The organism is Bradyrhizobium sp. GW821-FHT12B03 (assembly GCF_058807535.1).
This window is the reverse complement of sequence record NZ_JBXAQU010000012.1, coordinates 134,323-154,641: the sequence shown is the minus strand read 5'-3', so window position 1 is coordinate 154,641 and position 20,319 is coordinate 134,323. Positions and strand designations below refer to the sequence as shown.

The window sequence follows — 20,319 nt, the reverse complement described above, 5'->3', positions numbered from 1 at the left end:
CCGTTCATCCTTCGAGGCTCCGCCCGCGATGCGAGGCATCGCGAGCTTCGCACCTCAGGATGACGGAGTTGGCGACACCAGTTGTCTCACGCCCAAATGCAGACGGCGCGTCAGCACCCCTGCCTTTTCACCCGAACGACGGCTGCACCCATCCTAAACAACCCACCCGGCCACAGCTTTGACAAACGCCTGGCGTAGATCACATCGCCTGGGTGCAGATCGAGCCGACCTCGTTGGGGGCCAACAACAAGGTGTCGAGCATGGGCGTCACCGGCAGGCTGCTATTGATTTCGATCATCGCCTTCGCTTCGCTCGGGGCGATGTCCCAGCAACGGTCCGAACAACCGGCAAGCGACCAGGAAATCCGCATCGGCAATGTCATGCCGTATTCGGGCCCGCTCTCGGAGTTCGGCGCGATCGGCCAGGCGGAAGCCGCCTATTTCGACATGGTCAACGCGCGCGGCGGCATCAACGGCCGCAAGATCCGCTTCATCAGCCGCGACGACAATTCCGATCCCACGGCCGCGCTGGAGCTGACGCGCAATCTGGTGGAGAAGGACGACGTGCATCTGATGTTCGGCTCGTTCGGCACACCCGGGAATCTCGCCGCGCGGCGGTATCTGAACGAGAAGAAGATCCCGCAGCTTTTCCTCGCCTCCGGCGACGAGGAGCTGAGCCAGGCCCAGGCATTTCCCTGGACCATGGGCTGGCAGCCGTCGTTCCGGTCGGAGGGGCGCATCTACGCCAACTACATCCAGGCCTATTATCCGCAGCGCAGGATCGTGGTGCTCTGGCAGAACGACCAGTTCGGGCGCATGCTCTACAAGGGCATCCAGGAGGGTCTTGGCGATCTGAACCGTCACGTCCTCGTCGACATTGCCTTCGACATCAACGACGAGCATCTCGACGGGCACGTCTCGATTCTCAAGCGCGCGGGCGCCGATATTTTCGTCTTTCTCGGCGTGCCGTCGACGGCGTCCAAGGTGATCAGGCTGGCGGCGTCGCTGAACTGGCGTCCGGTCTTCATCGTGAACGATGCCTCCGCCTCGATCGCCAATGCGATGGCGCCGGCGGGCCTGGAAAATTCGGCTGGCGTGATCTCGGCCGCCTTCCTGAAGGATCCGAGCGACCCCGCATGGAAAGACGATCCCGCCATGAAGGACTGGTTCGCCTTCATGGACCGGTACCATCAGGTCGAAAGCATCAACAACAGTGCGGCAGTCTATGGCTACGCTGCGGCCGAGGCGCTGACCAAGGTGCTGAAGCAATGTGGCGACGATGTCTCGCGCGAGAACATCATGCGTCAGGCGGCTTCGCTGAAGGCTTATCAGCCCACCGTTGCGCTGCCCAACATCAGGATGAACACCTCGCCCAACAACTATCTGCCGATCAGGCAGATGCGGCTGGTGCAGTTCGACGGCCGGTCCTGGCAGCCTTTTGGGGATGTGATCGAGACGGCATTCACGGAGGGCATGGCGCGGTGATACGACCTCTTACCCTCCCCCTCCAGGGGAGGGTAAGAGAGAGCGCCACGCGACTCGCGCACCGTCACGCCGGCTTCAGCGAAGCCAGCGCATTTTCCAGCAGCGAGCGCACGCGGGCGGCGTCGCCTGACTTCACCATTGCGGGATCGAGATAGAGCTCGAGGCCGGGCGCGCGCTCGGTGATGATTCCGCTTCTCTCCGCCGCGGCATCGTTCAGAGCGTCGACCGAATAGGGAATCACCTCGCGGCTGATGCCCTTCATCGTGATCGCCGGTAGCGCGTGGGCGCGGACGATGTCGCTGACGAGGGCAAAGGTCTCGTAGCTCAGCACGATGCCGCCGGGCTCGGCGATCGATTGCAGGCGTGCGGCGAGGTTCGCCTCGGCGCCGATGATGGTGTAGTCCATGCGGTCGCTGCTGCCGAAATTGCCGACATTGCAATAGCCGGAATTGATGCCCATGCGGGCCTTGAAAGGCAGCTCGATGCCGGAGGCGCGCCATTTCGCGTTGAGCTCGGCAAGCCGCTGCTGCATGCGCCAGGCCATTTGCAGGCAGGCTTCCGCATCCGTGCGGTCACCCTTGGTCTCGGGATCGCCAAAGAAGATCAGCATGGCGTCGCCGATGAACTTGTCGATGGTGCCGCCATATTCATGGGCGATCGCCGACATCTCGGTGAAATATTCGTTGAGGAGCTGGGTCAGCAATTCGGGCTGAAGCCGCTCCGCCGTCGCCGTGAAATTCTGGATGTCGGAGAAGAAGATCGTGAGCTTCTTGCGCTCGGTGTGGATGGTGACGTCCTTCTGTCCGGAGAAGATGCTCTTGTAGACCTGCGGCGGGATGTAGCGGGAGATCTTCATTGAGAGCGAGGCAAGGAAGTCGTTGGCGGATTCGAGCTCCTTGTTCATGCCCTTGATGCGGCTCGCCTGGCGGCGCTGGAGCGAGAGGAACGACAGGCCGCTGCCCGCGGCGATCAGGAAATAGGCCAAGAGGAACTTGAACGAGAAGATGTTGGCGGCGATCGGCTGGGCGATGATCACCTCCTGGATGCCCCTGACGTCGCCGACCTTCCAGTCCTTCTTCGGGCTTTCGGGGTGGCTGTTGTGGCAGCTCACGCAGGCCGGGCCCATCGTGACGGGCGCGACCAGGCGGACCTTGTCGGAGAACAGCGAGGTCTCGGTCTCGACGATTTTCTGCTCGGGATCCCTGCGCAGCGCGTCGAGCGCGTCCTTCTCGAACTTGTCGAGCTGGTGCGGCGCGCGGTTCTGGAACGGGAAGTCCGAGACGAAGCGGTAGGTGATGTTCTCCTGCTGCGCGCCGATCACCCGGCCGAGCTCCAGCGACAGCGTCGCCGGGATCGGGATCGCGCCGGGGACGGATTCGTAGTTGTGGACCACCCTGGTGGTGCCGTTCGGATTGGCGATGATGCGTCCGACCACGTTGGTCGCGTAATAGCTGCGCACGCTCGTGATCACCGAATTGAGATCGGCGGCCTGCCGGCGCAGCGCGGACTTGCTGAGCTCGGTCAGGTCCAGCCACACCGCGAGCGGCAGAGCAAGCAGCAGGAAGACGATCGCGGCACCGGTCAGGACGCCGCTCTTGCGCTGTTCTTCAGCGATCTCTTGTTTCACTCTGTGGCTCCGTTGTGTGCGATCTTGTCGCAAATCTCCCGGGATTGGCGGCAAGGGCTGCGGCCGCACAGAGCCAACAAATGCTGGCGCGCGCAACCCCATTTTATGGTGGTCGCACCAGGCGTCTTTCCGTTTCATCACGAAGGTTTAAGATCGGCATCAACCTGCGTTGATAAATCCGGAGCCAGTGCCCCATGACCGACACCGTCCGCATCAAGCGCTTCACGGCGCGGCCCGTGATCGTGCCGATGAATTTGCCGCTCAAGACCTCGACCGGGGCGGTCGACAAGGCGCCGCTGGTGCTGGTCGACTGCGAGACCGACCAAGGCGTCGTGGGGCACGCCTATCTGTTCGCGATCACGCCGGTGGCCTTGAAGCCGCTGACGGCGATGGTCACGGAGATGTCCGAGCTGCTGACCGGCGACGAGCTGCTGCCGTTCGAGATCGAGCGCAAGCTGACCCAGCGCTTCACGCTGCTCGGCCTCGCCGGCCTGCAGCGGCTGGCGCAATCCGGCATCGACATGGCCACCTGGGACGCGCTGGCACGCAGCCGAGGCCTGCCGCTGGCGCGGCTGCTCGGCGGCGCGCCGAAGCCGGTTAGGGCTTACAATTCGAAGGGGCTCGGCATCATGCCTGTTGGCGCCGCAGTGGAGGAGGCCCACAAGCTGCTGGCCGAGGGTTTTCGAGCCGCAAAGATCCGCGTCGGCCGGCCCGATGCGCGGGAGGACCTCGCGGTCGTGCGCGCGGTGAGAAAAGCCGTCGGCGATCGGGTGACGCTGATGTGCGACTACAACCAGGCACTGACCGTCACCGAGGCGATCCGCCGCGGCGAGATGCTCGACGACGAGGGCTTGAGCTGGATCGAGGAGCCGATCCGCCACGACGATTACGCCGGCTGCGCCCGCATCGCGGACGCGCTGCGCACGCCGGTCCAGATCGGCGAGAATTTCGACAGCGCCTTTGCGATGCAATCGGCGCTGTCGGCGGAAGCCTGCGATTACGTGATGCCCGACGTGCAGCGCATCGGCGGCGTCACCGGCTGGCTCCGCGCCGCCGCGCTGGCGCACGCCGCCGGCATCGAGATGTCCACGCATCTGTTCTCGGAAGTCAGCGCGCATCTGTTGTGCGTGACGCCGACCGCGCACTGGCTGGAATATGTCGACTGGGCCGACGCGGTGCTGTCGACGCGATTGAAGATCGAGGACGGCTTTGCGCTGCCGAGCGAGGAGCCCGGCAACGGCATCGCGTGGGACGAGGCGGCGATCGCCAGATATCTCGTCAAATAAGGCTGCCTGCTACGAACGAATGGCGGCAATCATGTTCAGCTCGACCGGAGCGCCCCGCGGCAACTCGGCAACGCCGACGGACGTGCGCGTGTGGCGGCCGCGATCGCCGAGGCGCTCGATCAGCCGGTCGGAGGCACCGTTCATGACTTGCGACTGCTGGGCAAATCCAGGCGCCGAGGCGACGTATCCCACGACCTGCAGGACCTGCACGATCTTGTCCTCTCCGCCGGTTGCGTGGTTGATCGCCGAAATGCAGAGATCGGCGCAGAGGGCAGCAGCCTCTTGCGCGGCCTCGACATCGACATTTGCGCCGACTTTGCCCGCGTACAGCAGCTCTTCGCCGCGACGCGGCAGCTGACCGCTGACATACGCAAGTCCGCCATGGATGATCACCGGCAGGTAGTTGCCGCCGGGCTTGTTCACATTGCTCATCTCGCCAACCTGCCTTCCGCTTTCCCTGCTCGTTACCGCGGTGGATGGCCGACAATGGCAGGCAGGGAGTCACGGATCAAGGCTGCGCATTGCGCAGTGGGGGCGAGGAAGCAACGTCTCAACTCCGTCATCCTGAGGCGCGAGTGGCGCGATGCAAATGCATCGCGCCGGGAGCCTCGAAGGATGAACGGTCAGGATAGAGCGGGGCCGTCGCCCTTCGAGGGCCGCTAAAGGAGCGGCCACCTCAGGGTGACGGGGCTCCTATATCGCCGTTGCAAGCACACAATCTCCCGCCCTTGTTGCGAAAGCGTGTGACAGGGACTAACGATCCCGCATGACCACATGGCGTCCCCATCCCGGCATCAGGGTTGTCGCGATCGGCCTGCACTGGCAGGCCGGGCGCCTGCTGGCTGCCGAGATTCGCGACGATGCGGGCCGGATCAAGGGCGTGCGCCCGCTCGGCGGAGAGATCGAATTCGGCGAGAGCTGGCGGACTGCGCTGATGCGGGAATTCAGGGAAGAGCTCGGCATCGACGTCACTATCACAAGCGAGCCGCTGATGATGGAGAACATCTTCGTGCACGAGGACGCCATCGGGCACGAGGTGATGTTCATCGCCGAGGTGGCATTTCCGGACGGCGCGTTCAGCGGCCAGGACCGCATCGATTTTCGCGAGGACAACGGCGAGCAGATCGTCGCCCGCTGGTTCGACCTGGCCGATCTCGACGTGGACGGCGGCGCGCGCCTCTACCCGACCGGACTGAAGGATTTGCTGCTGGGGGCAAAAGACGGAACTGCGTGAGAGGCGCCCCTCTCGTCACGTTCCGCCCGCATCGCGACGATAGCGGAAGTCGCAATGCGGCGCACCTTGCATGATCGTCTGCGTGCGCGTGAGCCTGACGTCGGGGCCGAATCCCTCCGCGGTCGCAAAATCCGCGGTGCAGACCAGGAGAAAGCCGAGTTCCGGCTCACCGAGGGCCTTGTAGAACTCGGCATAGGCGCATCGCGTGACGTCGAACGCGAAGGCGTCGTGGGTCTGCTCGATCACGTCATAGGCGAGCGCATCGTCGCGGGCGTAGGTCCTGAACGCCGACGACACGGCCTTGCCGAGATCGCTCTCGTTCTCGAATTTGTTCTTGGCTTTCCAGAATTCCTCGCCGAAGCGACGATAGAGATCGCCGAGCGCCTTTCGCACCAGCGCGTTGGCGCGCGCCTCGCCGAGCTCGGCCTGGAGCGCCCTGACCAGCGGCACCAGCACCTGCGCCTGGATTTTTGCCTGTTCGATGACGGATATGCTCATGGGCGGCCCCACGTCTGAAATGAGATCGTGGCCCGGATCGAGCCAACGGGTCGGCGCAAGGCGCCACCCGATGACAGGCTCAGCATAGTCCGGGACAGCGGCCGAGAGGATACACCCCGGATTGCGCTTCCGTCTTCGCTCTACGAGCTACGCCGGACACGCTTCGCCTTTATTGGGCGTGGCTGCGCCACGCGGAGCCTCTTGGCGAAGCGTGGTGGGCGCGACAGGGATCGAACCTGTGACCCCTACCATGTCAAGGTAGTGCTCTCCCGCTGAGCTACGCGCCCTAAAAGTCCACTTGCGTTCGGGTCGCGTCCCTATAACGGCTCAGGGGAGCCGGTGCAAGGACGGAACGGGGCCGATTTAGGCCGCCAGCATCTTGTTCACTTCGCTGACCAATTCGCGCAGATGCACGGGCTTGGACAACACCTTGGCGTTCTTGGGGGCGTCCGAATCCGAGTTCAGGGCGACCGCGGCAAAGCCGGTGATGAACATGATCTTGATGTCGGGGTCGAGTTCCGAGGCCCGGCGGGCGAGCTCGATCCCGTCCATTTCCGGCATCACGATGTCGGTCAGCAGCATCTCGAACGGCTCTTCGCGGAGCCGCTGATAGGCGGCCATGCCGTTGTCATGGGACGAGACCTGAAAACCGGCGTTTTCCAGCGCCTTGACCAGGAAACGGCGCATGTCGTTGTCGTCTTCGGCGAGCAGGATCTTTGGCATGGCAGGAAACGTCGAATCCCCAGAGGATATCAGCAGAGGTCACTAAGCCCGACAGAGGGTAAATTTGGGGTGAAAATCTTTACCCCTGGGCAGCTCGCGCTGCCGGCCCCTTGTGAACCGGAATGCGGCGCGAAGCAATCGAAGCCGACCGGTCGATCCCCGCCTCGCTGCCCGCACGGTTAAGACATGTTCCAGTGCCGAACACATCTTTTCGCTTGGCAGAATGGTTGCGATTCCAGACAATGACGACACATAAGAGCCGCTCGACCGGCCGAATCACTGTCTTGATGCCTTTGCCGGGACCTTGCCGGATCTCAGCGGGCGCCAAGGGACGAAGCCTGGGAATAAGGGACGAAGCCTGAGAAGATGACCCGGTTTGACGGCGAGGTGTCGCCAGCCTTCGAGATCGTGGAGCCCGCCGAATGGCGCGCGCCCGTCATCTTCAACTCGCCCCATTCCGGCTCGACCTATCCGGACGAATTCCTCAGCGCCTCGCGCATCGACCTGCCGACGCTGCGGCGGTCGGAAGATTCCTTCATGGACGAGCTGATCGGCCATTTGAGCGATCGCGGCTTTCCGACCGTGCGGGTCAACTTTCCGCGCTCCTATGTCGACGTCAATCGCGAACCCTACGAGCTCGACCCCCGGATGTTCACCGGGCGCCTGCCGAGCTTTGCCAATACCCGCTCGATGCGGGTCGCCGGCGGCCTCGGCACCATCCCGCGCGTGGTCGGTGACGGCCAGGAGATCTATCGCGACCGCATCCTGGTGGACGATGCGCTGGCGCGGATCGAGACGCTCTACAAGCCGTACCACCGCGCGCTGCGCCGGCTGATCAACAAGGTGCACCAGATGTTCGGCACCGTGGTGCTGGTCGACTGCCATTCGATGCCTTCGGTCGGCGTCAGCAGGGACGAGCCGCGCCGGCCCGACGTCGTGATCGGCGACCGCTACGGCACCAGCTGCACGCCGCTGTTGCCCGACCGGGTCGAGGAGACCATGGGCGGGCTCGGCTATTCGATCGGCCGCAACAAGCCCTATGCCGGCGGCTTCATCACCGAACATTACGGCAATCCGGCCAGCGGCCTGCATGCCGTGCAGCTCGAGCTGAACCGCGCGATCTACATGGACGAGCGGCGGCGCGAGCGCGGCCCACGCTTTGCGCAGGTGGCGTCCGACTTCGGCGTGCTCGCCGACGTGCTGGCGACCACGATCCCGTTCGGGGATCTCGGCCCGTTCCAGGCCGCGGCGGAATAAAAGCGCGCCATCGCCGCGCGATCGCGTCGCGGATCAAAGACCAGACACAGCTGCCAGCGTATCGGACGCCGAATCTTCACTGGCATCTTCACTTCGCATCTTCACTTGGCGTTTTTTGCGCAGCTGAAGTGAAGATGGAGGCCCAAAGAAAAAAGGGCCGCTTCTGATGAAGAAGCGGCCCAAGTCTAGGGAGGAAACGCCCAAGGAGGGCAGCGGTAACGCAGAGCGCTACCGCACCGCAACAATATGCGGCCGCGCCGCACAAAGTGCAAGGGCTTTTGAGCCCTTTCCCATGCAATACGGACATGGCTCTGTTGCTTCCAGAGAAACCCAGATTCAGTTTCTTTGATAAGGAAATTCAATGGGTTGATTGTCATTTGCATACGAACAAGGCATGCCCGGAACTAAGTTTTCAACTCAATGATCGATATTTGGCCAGCATATGGCTCGGATGAGGCAAGCCTGCCGACCGCATCCAAAATACCAGGGTGCAAACCAAGACAGCGCTGCACGCGAGAGGCGAATTGAGATAGGCAGGTGCGAGCTTCACCCAACTTTCGCTTTGAGGATTCGCCGTGACGGTGATCGACTTCTCCGCCTTCATCGGACGGCTCGCCACCGCGTCCGGCGAAACCATCCTGCCGTTCTTCCGCACCTCGCTGTCGATCGACGACAAGAGCAAGACCAAGGATTTCGATCCCGTCACCGAAGCCGACCGCGCCGCCGAGGCGGTGATGCGGCGGCTGATCAAGGCCAACTTCCCCCAGCACGGCATCGTCGGCGAGGAATTCGGCAATGAGCGCGAGGACTCGGATTACGTCTGGGTGCTCGACCCCATCGACGGCACCAAGTCCTTCATCGGCGGCTTTCCGATCTGGGGCACGCTGATCGCACTGCTGCACAAGGGCGCGCCGGTGTACGGCATGATGCACCAGCCCTTCATCGGCGAGCGCTTTTCCGGCGACAACGGCTCGGCCACCTATAAAGGCCCCTCCGGCGAGCGCCGGCTCCAGGTTCGTCGCTGCGCCTCGCTGTCGGAGGCGACGACCTACACCACCTCTCCGCTGCTGATGAACGAGCGCGACCGCGCCATTTTCGGCCGTATCGAGAAGGGCGCGCGGCTGTCGCGCTATGGCGGCGACTGCTACTCCTATTGCATGCTGGCGGCCGGCCACGTCGATCTCGTGGTCGAGACCGAGCTGAAGCCCTACGACATCGCGGCCCTGATCCCGATCGTGACCGGCGCCGGCGGCGTCGTCACCACCTGGGAAGGCAAGCCGGCCCAGGGCGGCGGCCGCATCATCGCGGCCGGCGACGCCAGGGTTCACGAAGAAGCGATGAAACTGCTCAACGGATAAACGACCCAGGTAAACGACCTAAATAAGCGACCCAAAGAGGCCTGCATGAAAAACCGCCGCTCGCTCCTCCTCGCGCTCCTGCTGCTGTTTCCGACGCTCGCCTCCGCCCAGAATTTTCCCGCAAAACCGATCAAGCTGATCGTGCCGTTCCCGGCCGGCGGCCCCAACGACATCATCGCCCGCGTGATCGGCCAGCGCATGTCGGAATTGTCGGGCCAGCCGGTGCTGATCGACAATCGCGGCGGCCAGGGCGGCGTGCTCGGCACCGATGCGGTCTCCAAGGCCGCACCCGACGGCTACACCATCGCGATCTCCAGCGCCGGCGCGCTCGCGATCAGCCCGAGCATGGAGCGGGTTGCCTACGACACATTGTCCGACCTTGCGCCGGTGACGCTGGTTGCGACCGTTCCGGAAATGCTTGTCGTCGCAACCAACGTGCCGGCCAAGGACATCGGCGAGTTGATCGCGCTGGCGAAAGCCCAACCCGGAAAGCTCAACTTCGCCTCCTCCGGCCCCGGCAGCCTGCCGCATCTCGCCGGCGAATTGTTCAAGCTGACGGCCAAGATCGACATCGTGCACGTGCCCTATCGCGGCGCCGCGCCTGCCGTGAACGACCTGCTGGGCCAGCAGGTGCAGATGACCTTCCTCGACCTCCCCGTGCTGCTGCCGCAGGTCAAGGCCGGCGCCCTGCGGCCGATCGTGGTCGGCTCGGCCGAGCGCGCCCCTACCGCGCCTGACGTGCCGACTCTTTCGGAAGCGGGTTTTCCCGACCTGCGTGTCGAGAACTGGTACGGCATGGTCGCGCCGAAAGGCACGCCGAAGGAGATCGTCACCGCGCTGCATGGCCTCGCAACCAAGGCGATGGCGGATCCGGCGGTGAAGGAGAAGCTCGCAGCCCAGGGCGCGACGCTTGTCGGCGACGAGCCGGAGCATTTTCGCGCCTTCATCGCGGATGAGACCAAGAAGTGGGCGAAGGTGATCAAGGACGCCGGGGTGGAGACAGCGAAGTAGCGCTGTCTTACCCTCACACTGCCTCGGCCCGCAAATGCTCGACCAGCATCTTGGCCGGCCTCGGCAGAGTCTTGAAGCTGCGCGCGCAGATCACGAGCTTGCGGTTGGCCCAGGCGTCGCGCAGGCGGACCATGGCGAGCGGCATCAGCTTGGCGCAGCGGCGGGCGGCCGATATCGGCACCAGGGCAACGCCGACGTCGGCGGCGACCATCTGGCAGATCGCATCGAAATCGCGCATCCGCGCGCGGTAGTGCGGCCGCATGCCGAGCCGCGCGGCGTGCTTCGAAATATGAACCTGGAGCGCGGTGGCGCTGGTGAGCCCGACGAAGTCGCAAGCGCCCGTCTCCTGAAAATCGATCTGGCGACGGCCCGCGAACGGGCCGCGCCGCGACGTCACCAATGTCAGGTGATCCTCGCTGAAGACGAAGCGCTCGATATGGTCGGGCAGCGCGTGCTCGGCGGCGAAACCGAGATCGGCGGCGCCTGCGGTGATCGCGGCCGCGATGTCGGTGCTCTCGCGCTCCTCGATGTCGACGGCGACATCGCGATGCTCGTGCAGGAATCCGGCCAGCGCCTTCGGCAGATGCTCCGACAGCCCCGACGTGTTGACCAGGAAATGCACGCTCGCGCGCACGCCGCTGGCAAAGCCCGCGAGGTCGCCGCGCATGGCGTCGATCTGGTGGATCACGATGCGCGCATGGTCGAGCAGACTCTCGCCGGCCGCGGTCAGCTCGACGCCGCGGCGCCCGCGCTTGAGCAGCGCGACGCCGAGCGCGTCCTCGAGCCCCTTGATGCGCGCGCTGGCCGAGGCCAGCGCCAGATGCGACCGCTCGGCGCCGCGGGTGATGCTGCGCTGGTCGGCAACCGCGATGAAGAGCTGGAGATCGACGAGGTCGAAACGCATGGCAGGGCTCCTCGGGTATAGCCTTCGGCGCTAGCGAAGGCTGTCTCCGTAACCTCCAGATTGTGCCCGGGCGCGGCTTCGGTCAATGTGCAGAACATGATCGACCCGCTTCTCATCGTCATCGCCGCCGTCTTCCTGATCGCCGGATTCGTCAAGGGCGTGGTCGGGCTCGGCCTGCCAACCGTCTCCATGGGCCTGCTCGCGGTGAGCATGGCCCCGAGCCGCGCGATCGCCATCGTCATCGTGCCGGCGATCGTCACCAACATCTGGCAGACCTTCGTCGGGCCTTATCTGCGCGACATCCTCAAACGGCTGTGGCCGCTGATGATCGGCACCGTGATCGGCTGCTGGCTCAATGCCGGCGCGCTGACCGGCCCTCATGCGCGCTATGGCACGATCGTGCTCGGTCTGCTGCTCGTCATCTACGCGGTGATCGGGCTGAACAAATTCCAGTTCCGCGTCGCGCCGCAGAACGAGAAATGGGTCGGCGGCGTGGTCGGCGTGGTCACCGGCGTGATCTCGGCCTCGACCGGCGTGCAGGTGATCCCCTCGATGCCGTTCATGCAGGCGATCGGCATGGAGAAGGACGAACTGGTGCAGGCGCTCGGCGTGTTCTTCACCACCGCGACGCTGGCGCTCGCCTTCAACCTCACCGCCGGCGGACTGCTGACGCCGGCCAATGCGGTGCCCGGGGCCGTGGGCCTCGCCATGGCCTTTGCCGGCATGTTCATCGGCCAGTCGGTGCGGGCGCGGATGCCGGCGGAAGCGTTCCGCCGCTGGTTTTTGATCGCGATGATCCTGCTCGGCCTCTATCTCGCAGGCAGCGCGCTGCTGAAGGAGTTCGCCTGACAGGCTTACGGCCTGGGCTCGTAACCCGGCACCCATTTTTCGTGCTGGGGCAGATCATCCTGGATCGTCCACCACGGCGCGCGCGACGAGGTGAAGACGTGCAGGCGGGGCCTGACGTCCGGATCATCATCGAGCAGGCCGGCGGGAATGCTGACGGTCGGAAGATAGCTCGCCTTGCCCGGCGTCAGACAGCCGCAAGTCTTGCAGCGATGGCGGAAACTCCCCGGCGCGGATTCGTAAGGCGTCGTCATGTCCTCGCCCGCGACGAAGCGAAACTTGTCGGCGTCGACATGGGCATAGGTGGCGAAGGCCGCGCCGGTCAGCTTGCGGCAATTGGCGCAATGACAGTGCGTGAGCGCGCGCACCTGGTCGACCTCGAAACGCACGGCGCCGCACAGACAGCTTCCACGAACCATCGAAACCTCTCTCGCGCGGCCTCTATCGGGGCCAATTGCATGCCGTACCCGTCATCCGTTCGGATGAGTTACCGCGTCTCCAGCATGGCGACGCGAATGCCGAGATAGACGAAGAGGCCGCCGAGTGCGCGGTTGACCCAGGCGATCGCACCTTCGGAGGTCCGCAGGCGGTGGGCGGCCTTGGCCGCGAACGCCGCCAGCACAAGGCACCACAGCGTCCCCGTAAAGATGAAGATCAGGCCGAGCGTCAGGAAGGCGAGCGGCTTATGCGGCGCATCTGCTGCGACGAATTGCGGCAGGAAGGCGAGGAAGAACAGCGCGACCTTGGGATTGAGCGCGTTGGTGAAGACGCCCTGGAGGAACACCCGCCGCAGCGAGCTCCGTTCGACCTCGTCCCTGACCGTCGCCAGCGACGGCCGCGACCACAGCATCTGCAGGCCTGTCACGACGAGATAGGCCGCGCCGACCAGCTTCAGGATCGAGAAGGCGGTCGATGAGGCCATCAGCAGAGCCGAAAGCCCGATCGCCGCGCCCGCCACGTGGAAAAAGCAGCCGCAACTGATGCCGAGGGCCGCGGCGGCCCCGCCCCGCCAGCCCATCTGCATGCTGCGGCCGATCACATAAACCGAGTCGGGCCCGGGCGTGATGTTGAGCAGCACGCCCGACAGGATGAAGAGCCAGATTTCGTGAATGCCCAGCATGTCAGGTGCCCCGCCGCCCCGCTCCTCGTCTCAAGGGAACGGGCTTAGTCGGTTCGCTCCTCCCCGTCCACCACCGGGACTGCGTAGGATTTACCTCGAATTTGCAATGCGGATCATACTTTCGCTCGGCCTCATCTGCTCTATAAAGGCAGGGTTCTTGAAATGCGGGATTCGAGGCGACTGCCACGCCGTGGCCAGCTCTCCGTCCTTTGGAGCTCCGAGAATATGGAAAGACGTCTGGCTGCCATCGTCTGCGCCGATGTCGCCGGCTATTCGCGCATGATGGGCAGCGACGAGGCCGGCACCCATGCCGCCTTCAAGGCCCATCGCAGCGCGATCCACCCCATCATCCTCAATCACGGCGGCCGCGTCGTGAAGAACACCGGCGACGGCTTCCTGCTGGAGTTCCCCTCGATCGTGGGTGCCACCGAGGCCGCGGTCGCGATGCAGATGCTGATGGCGGAGCGCAATCACCACCTGCCGGCCGACCGCGCCATGCAGTTCCGGCTCGGCATCCATATGGGTGACGTCATCGCCGACGAGGACGAGGTCTTCGGTGACGACGTCAACATTGCCGTCCGCCTCGAATCGGTGGCGAGCCCCGGTGGCTTCGCCATCTCGGCCAAGGCCTACCGGGAGGCGAGCAAGCATCTCACCGTGCCGCTGGTCGATGCCGGCAACCATCGCTTCAAGAACATCAAGGATGCGGTCGGGGTCTGGACCTGGAAGCCCGACAGCGCGCCGGCGCTCGCCCCCGAGCTGAGGGAGGCGTCCACCCTCTCGCAGCAATACCGCACTGCCATCGTCGGCGTGCTGCCCTTCGCCAATCTCAGCGACGCCCAGGACGAATACTTCTCCGACGGCCTGACCGAGGATCTGATCCACGCACTGTCGCTGCAATCCTTCTATCGCGTGCTGAGCCGCAACTCGACCTTCGTCTTCAAGGGCAGGAACACGAGCACCCGGCTGATCGCGCGCGAGATCGACGCCACCTACCTGATCCAGGGTTCTGTGCGGCGTGCCGGAGCCAAGATCCGCGTCACCGCCGAACTGATCGCGCCGGAGACCGGCGAGCAACTCTGGACCGGGCGCTACGACCGCGACATCGGCGACTTCTTCGCGATGCAGGACGAGATCACCACCAACCTGTCCGCTGCCATCGCCACGGAGATCGTCCGGGCGGAAGCCTCGGCACCGGCGCGACTCTCGACCGACGTGACGGCTTGGGACCGTTTCCTCAAGGGGCTGTCGCATTACTACCGGCAGACCAAGGAGGACCTGGCCACCGCCATCGACCTGTTCCGGGAGGCCATCGAGGTCGATCCCAAGCTGTCGATCGCGCACGCCTATCTTGCCACGATCCAGATCCAGAGCATCCAGTTCGGCTGGGTCAAGGGCACGCGGGAGATGTGGGCCGAGGCGATGAACCTCGCCGAGACCAGCGTCCGGCTCGACCCGCGCTCCTCCTTCGCCTTCTCGATCCTGTCCTGGGCCCACGCGATGGAAGGACATTACGAGGCCGCGATGGACGCCGCCAAGCGCGCGGTCGCGCTCAACCCCTACGACATGGGCGCGCGCGGCGTGCTCGGCATCTGCCATTTCGTCGTCGGCGAGCACCGCGAGGCGATCGAGCTGTTTTCGATGGCCGCACAGCGCGACAACAGCGACCCGCGCTACCAATGGGCCGCGCTGAACGCCTTCAGCCATTATCTGTTGGGGCAATACGACGCGACGCTGTCATGGGCCCGCGAGCAACTCTACATCAATCCGCACCACATGCAGGCGCTGGCAATCCGCGCTGCGGCGCTGGCGCAATTGGGACGGAACGACGAGGCGTTCGAGGCCGCGAAGGTGCTGATGGGCAACTACCCGACCCTGAACGTCGACCGCCACTTGCGCAATTTCCACTGGAAGCGGCCCGAGGACCTCGCCCATTACCGCGAGGGCCTGCTGAAGGCGGGCGTGCCGCTCGGCAAGCTGACCCTGGTCCAGAGAGACCTCAAACGCGCCGCCGAGTCCTGACAGGCTGCGGCGGCTTCACGACCTCGGCTCTTATTGACACAACAGTGAATTCAGCCACACTTCGTCACACCCTGAGGTAGTATACCCTGCTGTCTGTTTGTTAGGACTTTCCGCGCTTGATCGGCGCGCCTGCATTTCGCGATTCGCTGTTTCAGGATTTTTGGGCCATGCACGATCCCGCCTCGAAGCCTCCCTTCGATCCCTCGATCCAGGTCTCGCCGAACAATCCCTGTCCATTCCTGCGCGGCCTCGTCGGCGAAGGCTTCGTCGACGGCGGGACCGTGCCGCTCCGGACGCTGTCGCAGACCATCGCGAATGCAAGCGGCGAGACCGGGCTGAAGAAGGTCTCGGCCCGCATCCAGACCCGCGGTGTGGCGCTGATCGCCAACGGCGCCTGTCACATCCTGCAAAGCATCTTCTGGGGCGCGCAGCTCAATGGCTTGCGCGGCGGCCCGCTCGACAAGCTCGGTGCCGGCTCGCGCATCCTCGGCGTCGACGGGCGCGTCAACGAGGACGAGATCGCGCGGCTCGCCAGCTTCGGCGGCACCTATGCCGATCCCGATGGCGGCACCGAGGCCGGGCTCAACGCCGCGCAGATCAAGACCTTCATGGACGACAATCTCAAGCGCGCCGGCAATCAATCGCGCTGGTACTACCCAATCCTGATGAAGTTCGAATGGCCGATCCTGCTCAAGATCATGGGCAAGGGTCAGGGCGATGACCGCTATCTCAGCGTGGTCGAGGTGAGGACGTTGTTCAACGAGCGCAAATTCCCCGACAGGATCACCCAGCGGGTCGTCAGCCAGCCGGTCACTCCGCCTTCGCTGATATTGCGCGTTGCCGGCGGACTCCTCGCCGCGCTGCTCGTCTTTGGCGTCGTGGCGCTGCGCTTTCCCGATCAATTCCAGCCGATGCTGCCCGGCATCCTCGGGGACCTGGTGGCGCCGCCATTGCCGGAGCACGTCGAGCCGCGGGCGGCGTACTGGCTCGAGCAAAACTGGGCGCTCGAGGACCGGCACTGGTTCCATCACGCCAGCCAGGGCACCGCGACCTTCCCGGTGCCCTACAACTGGTTCATGGCGCTCGAGCAGCCGCGGCTTCATTTCTTCGCAAAGCCGGGGATGCTGCATGACAGCGACCATCTGCAGCGCTTCGGCTTCATCCCGAGCCCGCAGACGATCAACACCGACGACGCCACGCTGCGCCGGTTCGGCTATGCCAACGTCTACGACAAGACGAAGCCGGTGCCGGCGCGGCTTTGGAATCCGCCGGTCAACTGGGGCGCCCAGGCTGAAAACGTCGACGGCCTGCCCGTCGGCTTTGCGCGCATGACCGGCGTCCCCGATCCCGCGACCGGCCAGGTCGGCGAGGACCGGATCGGCCTGACCTGCGCCGCCTGCCACACCGGCCAGATCCACTACAAGGGCATCGACATCCGTTTCGACGGCGGCCCGGCAATGACCGATTTGAGGAAGCTCGAGGTCACCACCGGCCTGTCGATCGCCTACACGCTCATCGTGCCGGGTCGCTTCACGCGCTTCGCCGACCGTGTGCTCGGCACCTCAGCCAGCGATGCGGATCGCGATGCGCTGAAGCAGAAGCTGCGTGCGATCAGCACGTTCCTGATCGACTGGGAGAAGACCTACGCGAAAACCATCGATGGCAAGACGAGGCTCAACCCGAAGACGAAGCGGGAAGAGAAGCAGCAGGACACGGAGGAAGGATACGGCCGTCTCGACGCGCTCAACCGCATCGGCAACCAGGTCTTTGCCCAGGACATGACGCTCAGCGGCCTCAGCGGCTTCGAAAAGAATCTGCATGCCAAGGACGCGCCGGTCAGCTTCCCGCCGATCTGGACCGTGCCCTGGCTCAAATACGCGCAATATGACGCTTCGATCGAACAACCGCTGATCCGCAACGCCGGCGAAGCGCTGGGCGTGACCGCACTGCTCAACCTGTCCGACAATACCCCCAAGGACAGGCTGTTCCGCTCGTCGATGGATATCAAGAACCTGAACTGGATCGAGGATCTGCTGAAGGGGTCGGCGCCCTATCCGAAAAAGCAGCTGTCCGGGCTGACATCGCCGAAATGGCCGTCGGACGTCTTCGGCGATGCGGCCTGGAAGATCGATGACGAGCGCGTCAAACGCGGCCGCAAGCTCTATGCGGAAATCTGCGTCGAATGCCATCTCGGTCCGGTCAACGATCGCGTGTTCGACACCGAATTTCCGGCCCAGAGCATCTGGTCCTCGTCACGGTGGGAAACCATCGGCGACGACAAATTCCTGAACGAGGTGCAGAAGAGCGTCAAAGGCATGGGGACCGATTCCGCCCAGGCCGGCGTGCTGGCGACGCGGACGGTTCAGGTGCCGGGTTTCCTCAAGCTCGATCCCACACAAAACCTCAATGCCTGGTGGAGCTGCAATCTGCCGGATATTTCTTCGACCGACATGCCGTACGCGCTCGGGCTGATGGTGATCGTCGACATCGTCAGCCGCAAGGCGATGGACGATGCCAAGATCGACCCGAAAGTTCAGGATGCCTGGTGGGGCAAGCGCAAGAACTGCCCGAATCCCGGCCCGCAGCCGGCCGACAAGAACGAGCCGGGGCCATGGTATCGCGCGCGCCCGCTTAACGGCGTCTGGGCCACCGCGCCTTACCTGCACAACGGATCGGTGCCCTCGCTCTACTGGATGCTGAGCCCTGCGGCCGAGCGCCCCAAATCGTTCTGCATGGGTGGCGGCCGCGACTACGATCCGAAGCAGGTCGGCTTCGCGGTCGTGGACGGCGAGAGCTGCAAGACCGGACAGTCGCGCTTCTCGACGCTCGCCCCCGACGGCACCGATCTGTTCGGCAACAGCAATGCCGGCCACTCATTCGATGGCACGCCAGGCCCCGGCAAGGACGGCACCATCGGCCGCGTGCTCAAGGAGCAAGAGCGCTACGACCTGATCGAGTATCTGAAGACGCTGTGAGGCAGAGAAGGTTCATCGTCATGGCCGGGCTTGTCCCGGCCATCCACGATCTTTAGTGCGACACGTAGAACGTGGATGCCCGGGACAAGCCCGGGCATGACGGAGACTGTGGAACGGTCAGCCGTCCTCGGAAAGCTTCTACCCCCTCACTTGAACAGCGGCGTGCCCGGCACGAAGGCGTCGAAGGCGGCCCAGAACTGGGAGCGGTAGCGGTCCTGCTCCTGGAGGATCTCGTGCTTGGCGCCGGCGATCACGAGATGGGAGCCGGCGCGCAAGTGATAGGCGAACTCCTCGATCGCCGCGGTCGAGACCACGGTGTCGTTGGAGGCCGCCAGCATCAGGATCGGCTGGCGGATCTGGGACGGGTAATTCATGCCCTTGAAGGTGTGCATGGCGCGAAAGGCGGTATCCGCCCAGGCGACCGTCGGTGATGCGAGTCCGAGGGTCGGATCCTCCTCCAGGATCGCGGCATTGCGCGCATAGCGCACGGGATCGCTGGTCAAGGGATTGTTGATGAAGGGGTCGAGCCCGGTGATGCGGTCGCTGCCGCCGGGGACATAGCGGCCGCCCATCCCCATCAGGCGCATCGTCTTCAGAATCGCCCGCGCCGGAAACGAGGTGGCGCGGCCCGGCAGATCGATCATCGGCGCCGACAGCACCATGCGGTCGAACCAGCGCTTGCCAGCATGCGCGACCCGCAGCATCACCGTACCGCCCATGGAGTGGGCGAGCGCGAAGAAGGGCGGCGGGCAGTCCGGCAGCACCACCTGCTGCACAAAGGTCTCGACGTCGATCTCGAAATCGGCGAAGTCGCGGACATAGCCCTTGCGCGGATCACGCAGCCGGCGCGAGGAGTGGCCCTGCCCGCGCCAGTCGATCATCGCCACCGCAAAGCCGCGGTCGCGCAAATCGCGTACGGTCTCGAAATATTTTTCGATCTGCTCGCTGCGTCCGGTGAAGACGCAGACCGTGCCCTTGCGGTTCGCAGGCGGCGCCCAGCGCGCAAAGCGAAGCTCGGCGCCATCGGGCGTCTTGATGGTGCCGCTGACGACGTCTTCGGGAACGGGATTGGACGGAATCGAGATCAGCGTCATTGGGCGCGAAATGCTGCAAAGCAAGGGGCGGGAGCGCCGAAAAGGCGCAGGTTGCCGCCCTCTTGAACGCCGTTCCCTTGAACCCATATCACTATGGTGCAGGCCGCTACCAGTGTTTCGGAACCGGAACATCAGGCTGCACACAGACGAAAGCCCGGCCCGATTGGCGGGCGGGTTACCCAACAGTCGCTCAATGGAGGACTTGACCATGCGTACCTACGATCTCACCCCGTTCTATCGTTCCACCGTCGGCTTCGACCGCCTCTTCAACCTGCTCGACCAGACGAGCTCGGACGGCAGCCCCGGTTATCCCCCCTACAACATCGAGCGTACCGGCGAGAACGCCTACCGCGTCACCCTCGCGGTCTCCGGCTTTGCCAAGGATGAGCTCTCCATCGTCGCGAAGGAAAACACGCTGACGATCAAGGGCGAGAAAGTCGCCAATGAAAACTCGAAATCCGAGGTGCTCTACCGCGGCATCGCCGCGCGTGCCTTCGAGCGCGCCTTCCAGCTCGCCGATTTCGTGCAGGTGAAGGACGCCTCGCTCGAGAACGGGCTGCTTCACGTCGACCTCGTGCGCGAGATTCCCGAAGCCAAGAAGCCGCGCCAGATCGCGATCAACGCCGGCGCGCCCAAGGCACAGGTGATCGAGAACTCGGCCGCGCAAGTCGCCGCGTAAGTCACCCACGCCACTTCCAGGTTGCGAAAACGCCCCGGTGCCCCGGGGCGTTTTTTTTCGTTTTGCTCAAGCCCCTCCCTCGGTGTCGTCCTGGCGAAAGCCAGGACGACACCGAATGCTTTTCTGCATCGCATCACAGGCTGGTGAGCCAACGTAACACCACGACCTCTGCCTCCGTCCTTTGGACATCGCCCCCAAAAC

General features: G+C 64.4%; 19 protein-coding genes and 1 tRNA gene. 10 read left to right on the top strand and 10 right to left on the bottom strand.

Features of this window, described 5'->3' with window-relative positions:
- Window positions 1-199: 199 nt before the first annotated feature.
- Window positions 200-382 (bottom strand): hypothetical protein, encoded by a 183-nt coding sequence (locus AC1RUR_RS23055; RefSeq protein WP_492848280.1) that lies wholly within the window; start codon window positions 380-382, stop codon window positions 200-202.
- Here AC1RUR_RS23055 and AC1RUR_RS23050 point away from each other — a divergent pair.
- Window positions 321-1,484 carry an ABC transporter substrate-binding protein gene (locus AC1RUR_RS23050; protein ID WP_492848277.1) on the top strand — a complete coding sequence of 388 codons (1,164 nt, stop codon included), beginning with the start codon at window positions 321-323 and terminating at the stop codon, window positions 1,482-1,484. The genes AC1RUR_RS23055 and AC1RUR_RS23050 overlap by 62 nt on opposite strands.
- 64 nt (window positions 1,485-1,548) lie before the next feature.
- Here the strand turns inward: AC1RUR_RS23050 and AC1RUR_RS23045 are convergent, their stop codons facing one another.
- The gene (locus tag AC1RUR_RS23045) at window positions 1,549-3,111 is read right to left on the bottom strand and encodes an adenylate/guanylate cyclase domain-containing protein (RefSeq protein WP_492848158.1); all 1,563 of its coding nucleotides are present in this window, start codon (window positions 3,109-3,111) and stop codon (window positions 1,549-1,551) included.
- A gap of 194 nt (window positions 3,112-3,305) precedes the next feature.
- On the opposite strand from AC1RUR_RS23045, the gene AC1RUR_RS23040 reads away from it, so the two are divergent.
- Window positions 3,306-4,397 carry an enolase C-terminal domain-like protein gene (locus AC1RUR_RS23040; RefSeq protein ID WP_492848156.1) on the top strand — a complete coding sequence of 364 codons (1,092 nt, stop codon included), beginning with the start codon at window positions 3,306-3,308 and terminating at the stop codon, window positions 4,395-4,397.
- 9 nt (window positions 4,398-4,406) lie between these two features.
- Here the strand turns inward: AC1RUR_RS23040 and AC1RUR_RS23035 are convergent, their stop codons facing one another.
- Window positions 4,407-4,829 carry a RidA family protein gene (locus tag AC1RUR_RS23035; RefSeq protein WP_492848154.1) on the bottom strand — a complete coding sequence of 141 codons (423 nt, stop codon included), beginning with the start codon at window positions 4,827-4,829 and terminating at the stop codon, window positions 4,407-4,409.
- A gap of 334 nt (window positions 4,830-5,163) precedes the next feature.
- Here AC1RUR_RS23035 and AC1RUR_RS23030 point away from each other — a divergent pair, with 334 nt between their 5' ends.
- Window positions 5,164-5,631, top strand: coding sequence for an NUDIX hydrolase (locus AC1RUR_RS23030; RefSeq protein WP_492848152.1), 468 nt, complete (start codon window positions 5,164-5,166; stop codon window positions 5,629-5,631).
- Between the two features lie 15 nt (window positions 5,632-5,646).
- Here AC1RUR_RS23030 and AC1RUR_RS23025 read toward each other — a convergent pair whose 3' ends face one another.
- The 3 genes from AC1RUR_RS23025 to cpdR all read right to left on the bottom strand — a co-directional run bounded on the left by AC1RUR_RS23025 (window position 5,647) and on the right by cpdR (window position 6,852).
- A complete protein-coding gene (locus tag AC1RUR_RS23025) occupies window positions 5,647-6,129 on the bottom strand; it encodes an L-2-amino-thiazoline-4-carboxylic acid hydrolase (RefSeq protein WP_492848150.1) in 483 nt (160 codons plus the stop codon).
- Window positions 6,130-6,341: 212 nt separating this feature from the next.
- Window positions 6,342-6,416 (bottom strand) — tRNA-Val (locus tag AC1RUR_RS23020).
- A 76-nt stretch (window positions 6,417-6,492) separates the two neighbouring features.
- Complete coding sequence (cpdR, locus tag AC1RUR_RS23015; RefSeq protein WP_007597092.1) at window positions 6,493-6,852, bottom strand: cell cycle two-component system response regulator CpdR; 360 nt, start codon at window positions 6,850-6,852, stop codon at window positions 6,493-6,495.
- A gap of 366 nt (window positions 6,853-7,218) precedes the next feature.
- Here cpdR and AC1RUR_RS23010 point away from each other — a divergent pair, with 366 nt between their 5' ends.
- From AC1RUR_RS23010 to AC1RUR_RS23000, 3 genes are all read left to right on the top strand, one after another.
- Window positions 7,219-8,109, top strand: a complete 891-nt coding sequence (locus AC1RUR_RS23010; RefSeq protein WP_492848148.1) for an N-formylglutamate amidohydrolase — start codon at window positions 7,219-7,221, stop codon at window positions 8,107-8,109.
- 575 nt (window positions 8,110-8,684) lie between these two features.
- Complete coding sequence (hisN, locus tag AC1RUR_RS23005; protein WP_492848146.1) at window positions 8,685-9,467, top strand: histidinol-phosphatase; 783 nt, start codon at window positions 8,685-8,687, stop codon at window positions 9,465-9,467.
- Between the two features lie 45 nt (window positions 9,468-9,512).
- A complete protein-coding gene (locus tag AC1RUR_RS23000) occupies window positions 9,513-10,478 on the top strand; it encodes a Bug family tripartite tricarboxylate transporter substrate binding protein (RefSeq protein WP_492848144.1) in 966 nt (321 codons plus the stop codon).
- Between the two features lie 13 nt (window positions 10,479-10,491).
- Here AC1RUR_RS23000 and AC1RUR_RS22995 read toward each other — a convergent pair whose 3' ends face one another.
- The gene (locus tag AC1RUR_RS22995) at window positions 10,492-11,382 is read right to left on the bottom strand and encodes a LysR substrate-binding domain-containing protein (protein ID WP_492848142.1); all 891 of its coding nucleotides are present in this window, start codon (window positions 11,380-11,382) and stop codon (window positions 10,492-10,494) included.
- 96 nt (window positions 11,383-11,478) lie between these two features.
- Between AC1RUR_RS22995 and AC1RUR_RS22990 the strand changes: the two genes are divergently transcribed.
- Entirely contained in the window at window positions 11,479-12,231 is a 753-nt protein-coding gene (locus AC1RUR_RS22990; protein ID WP_492848140.1) for a sulfite exporter TauE/SafE family protein, read from the top strand.
- Between the two features lie 5 nt (window positions 12,232-12,236).
- Here the strand turns inward: AC1RUR_RS22990 and AC1RUR_RS22985 are convergent, their stop codons facing one another.
- Together AC1RUR_RS22985 and AC1RUR_RS22980 are read right to left on the bottom strand one after the other, a co-directional pair.
- Window positions 12,237-12,647, bottom strand: coding sequence for a GFA family protein (locus AC1RUR_RS22985; RefSeq protein ID WP_492848138.1), 411 nt, complete (start codon window positions 12,645-12,647; stop codon window positions 12,237-12,239).
- A gap of 68 nt (window positions 12,648-12,715) precedes the next feature.
- Complete coding sequence (locus AC1RUR_RS22980) at window positions 12,716-13,348, bottom strand: LysE family translocator (RefSeq protein ID WP_492848136.1); 633 nt, start codon at window positions 13,346-13,348, stop codon at window positions 12,716-12,718.
- 225 nt (window positions 13,349-13,573) lie between these two features.
- Here AC1RUR_RS22980 and AC1RUR_RS22975 point away from each other — a divergent pair, with 225 nt between their 5' ends.
- The gene (locus AC1RUR_RS22975) at window positions 13,574-15,370 is read left to right on the top strand and encodes an adenylate/guanylate cyclase domain-containing protein (RefSeq protein WP_492848134.1); all 1,797 of its coding nucleotides are present in this window, start codon (window positions 13,574-13,576) and stop codon (window positions 15,368-15,370) included.
- A 167-nt stretch (window positions 15,371-15,537) separates the two neighbouring features.
- On the top strand, window positions 15,538-18,345 hold the full coding sequence (locus tag AC1RUR_RS22970; RefSeq protein ID WP_492848132.1) for a di-heme-cytochrome C peroxidase: 2,808 nt from the start codon (window positions 15,538-15,540) through the stop codon (window positions 18,343-18,345).
- 146 nt (window positions 18,346-18,491) lie between these two features.
- Here the strand turns inward: AC1RUR_RS22970 and AC1RUR_RS22965 are convergent, their stop codons facing one another.
- Window positions 18,492-19,439 carry an alpha/beta hydrolase gene (locus AC1RUR_RS22965; RefSeq protein ID WP_492848130.1) on the bottom strand — a complete coding sequence of 316 codons (948 nt, stop codon included), beginning with the start codon at window positions 19,437-19,439 and terminating at the stop codon, window positions 18,492-18,494.
- Window positions 19,440-19,647: 208 nt separating this feature from the next.
- Between AC1RUR_RS22965 and AC1RUR_RS22960 the strand changes: the two genes are divergently transcribed.
- Complete coding sequence (locus AC1RUR_RS22960; protein ID WP_492848128.1) at window positions 19,648-20,118, top strand: Hsp20 family protein; 471 nt, start codon at window positions 19,648-19,650, stop codon at window positions 20,116-20,118.
- Window positions 20,119-20,319 lie beyond the last annotated feature (201 nt).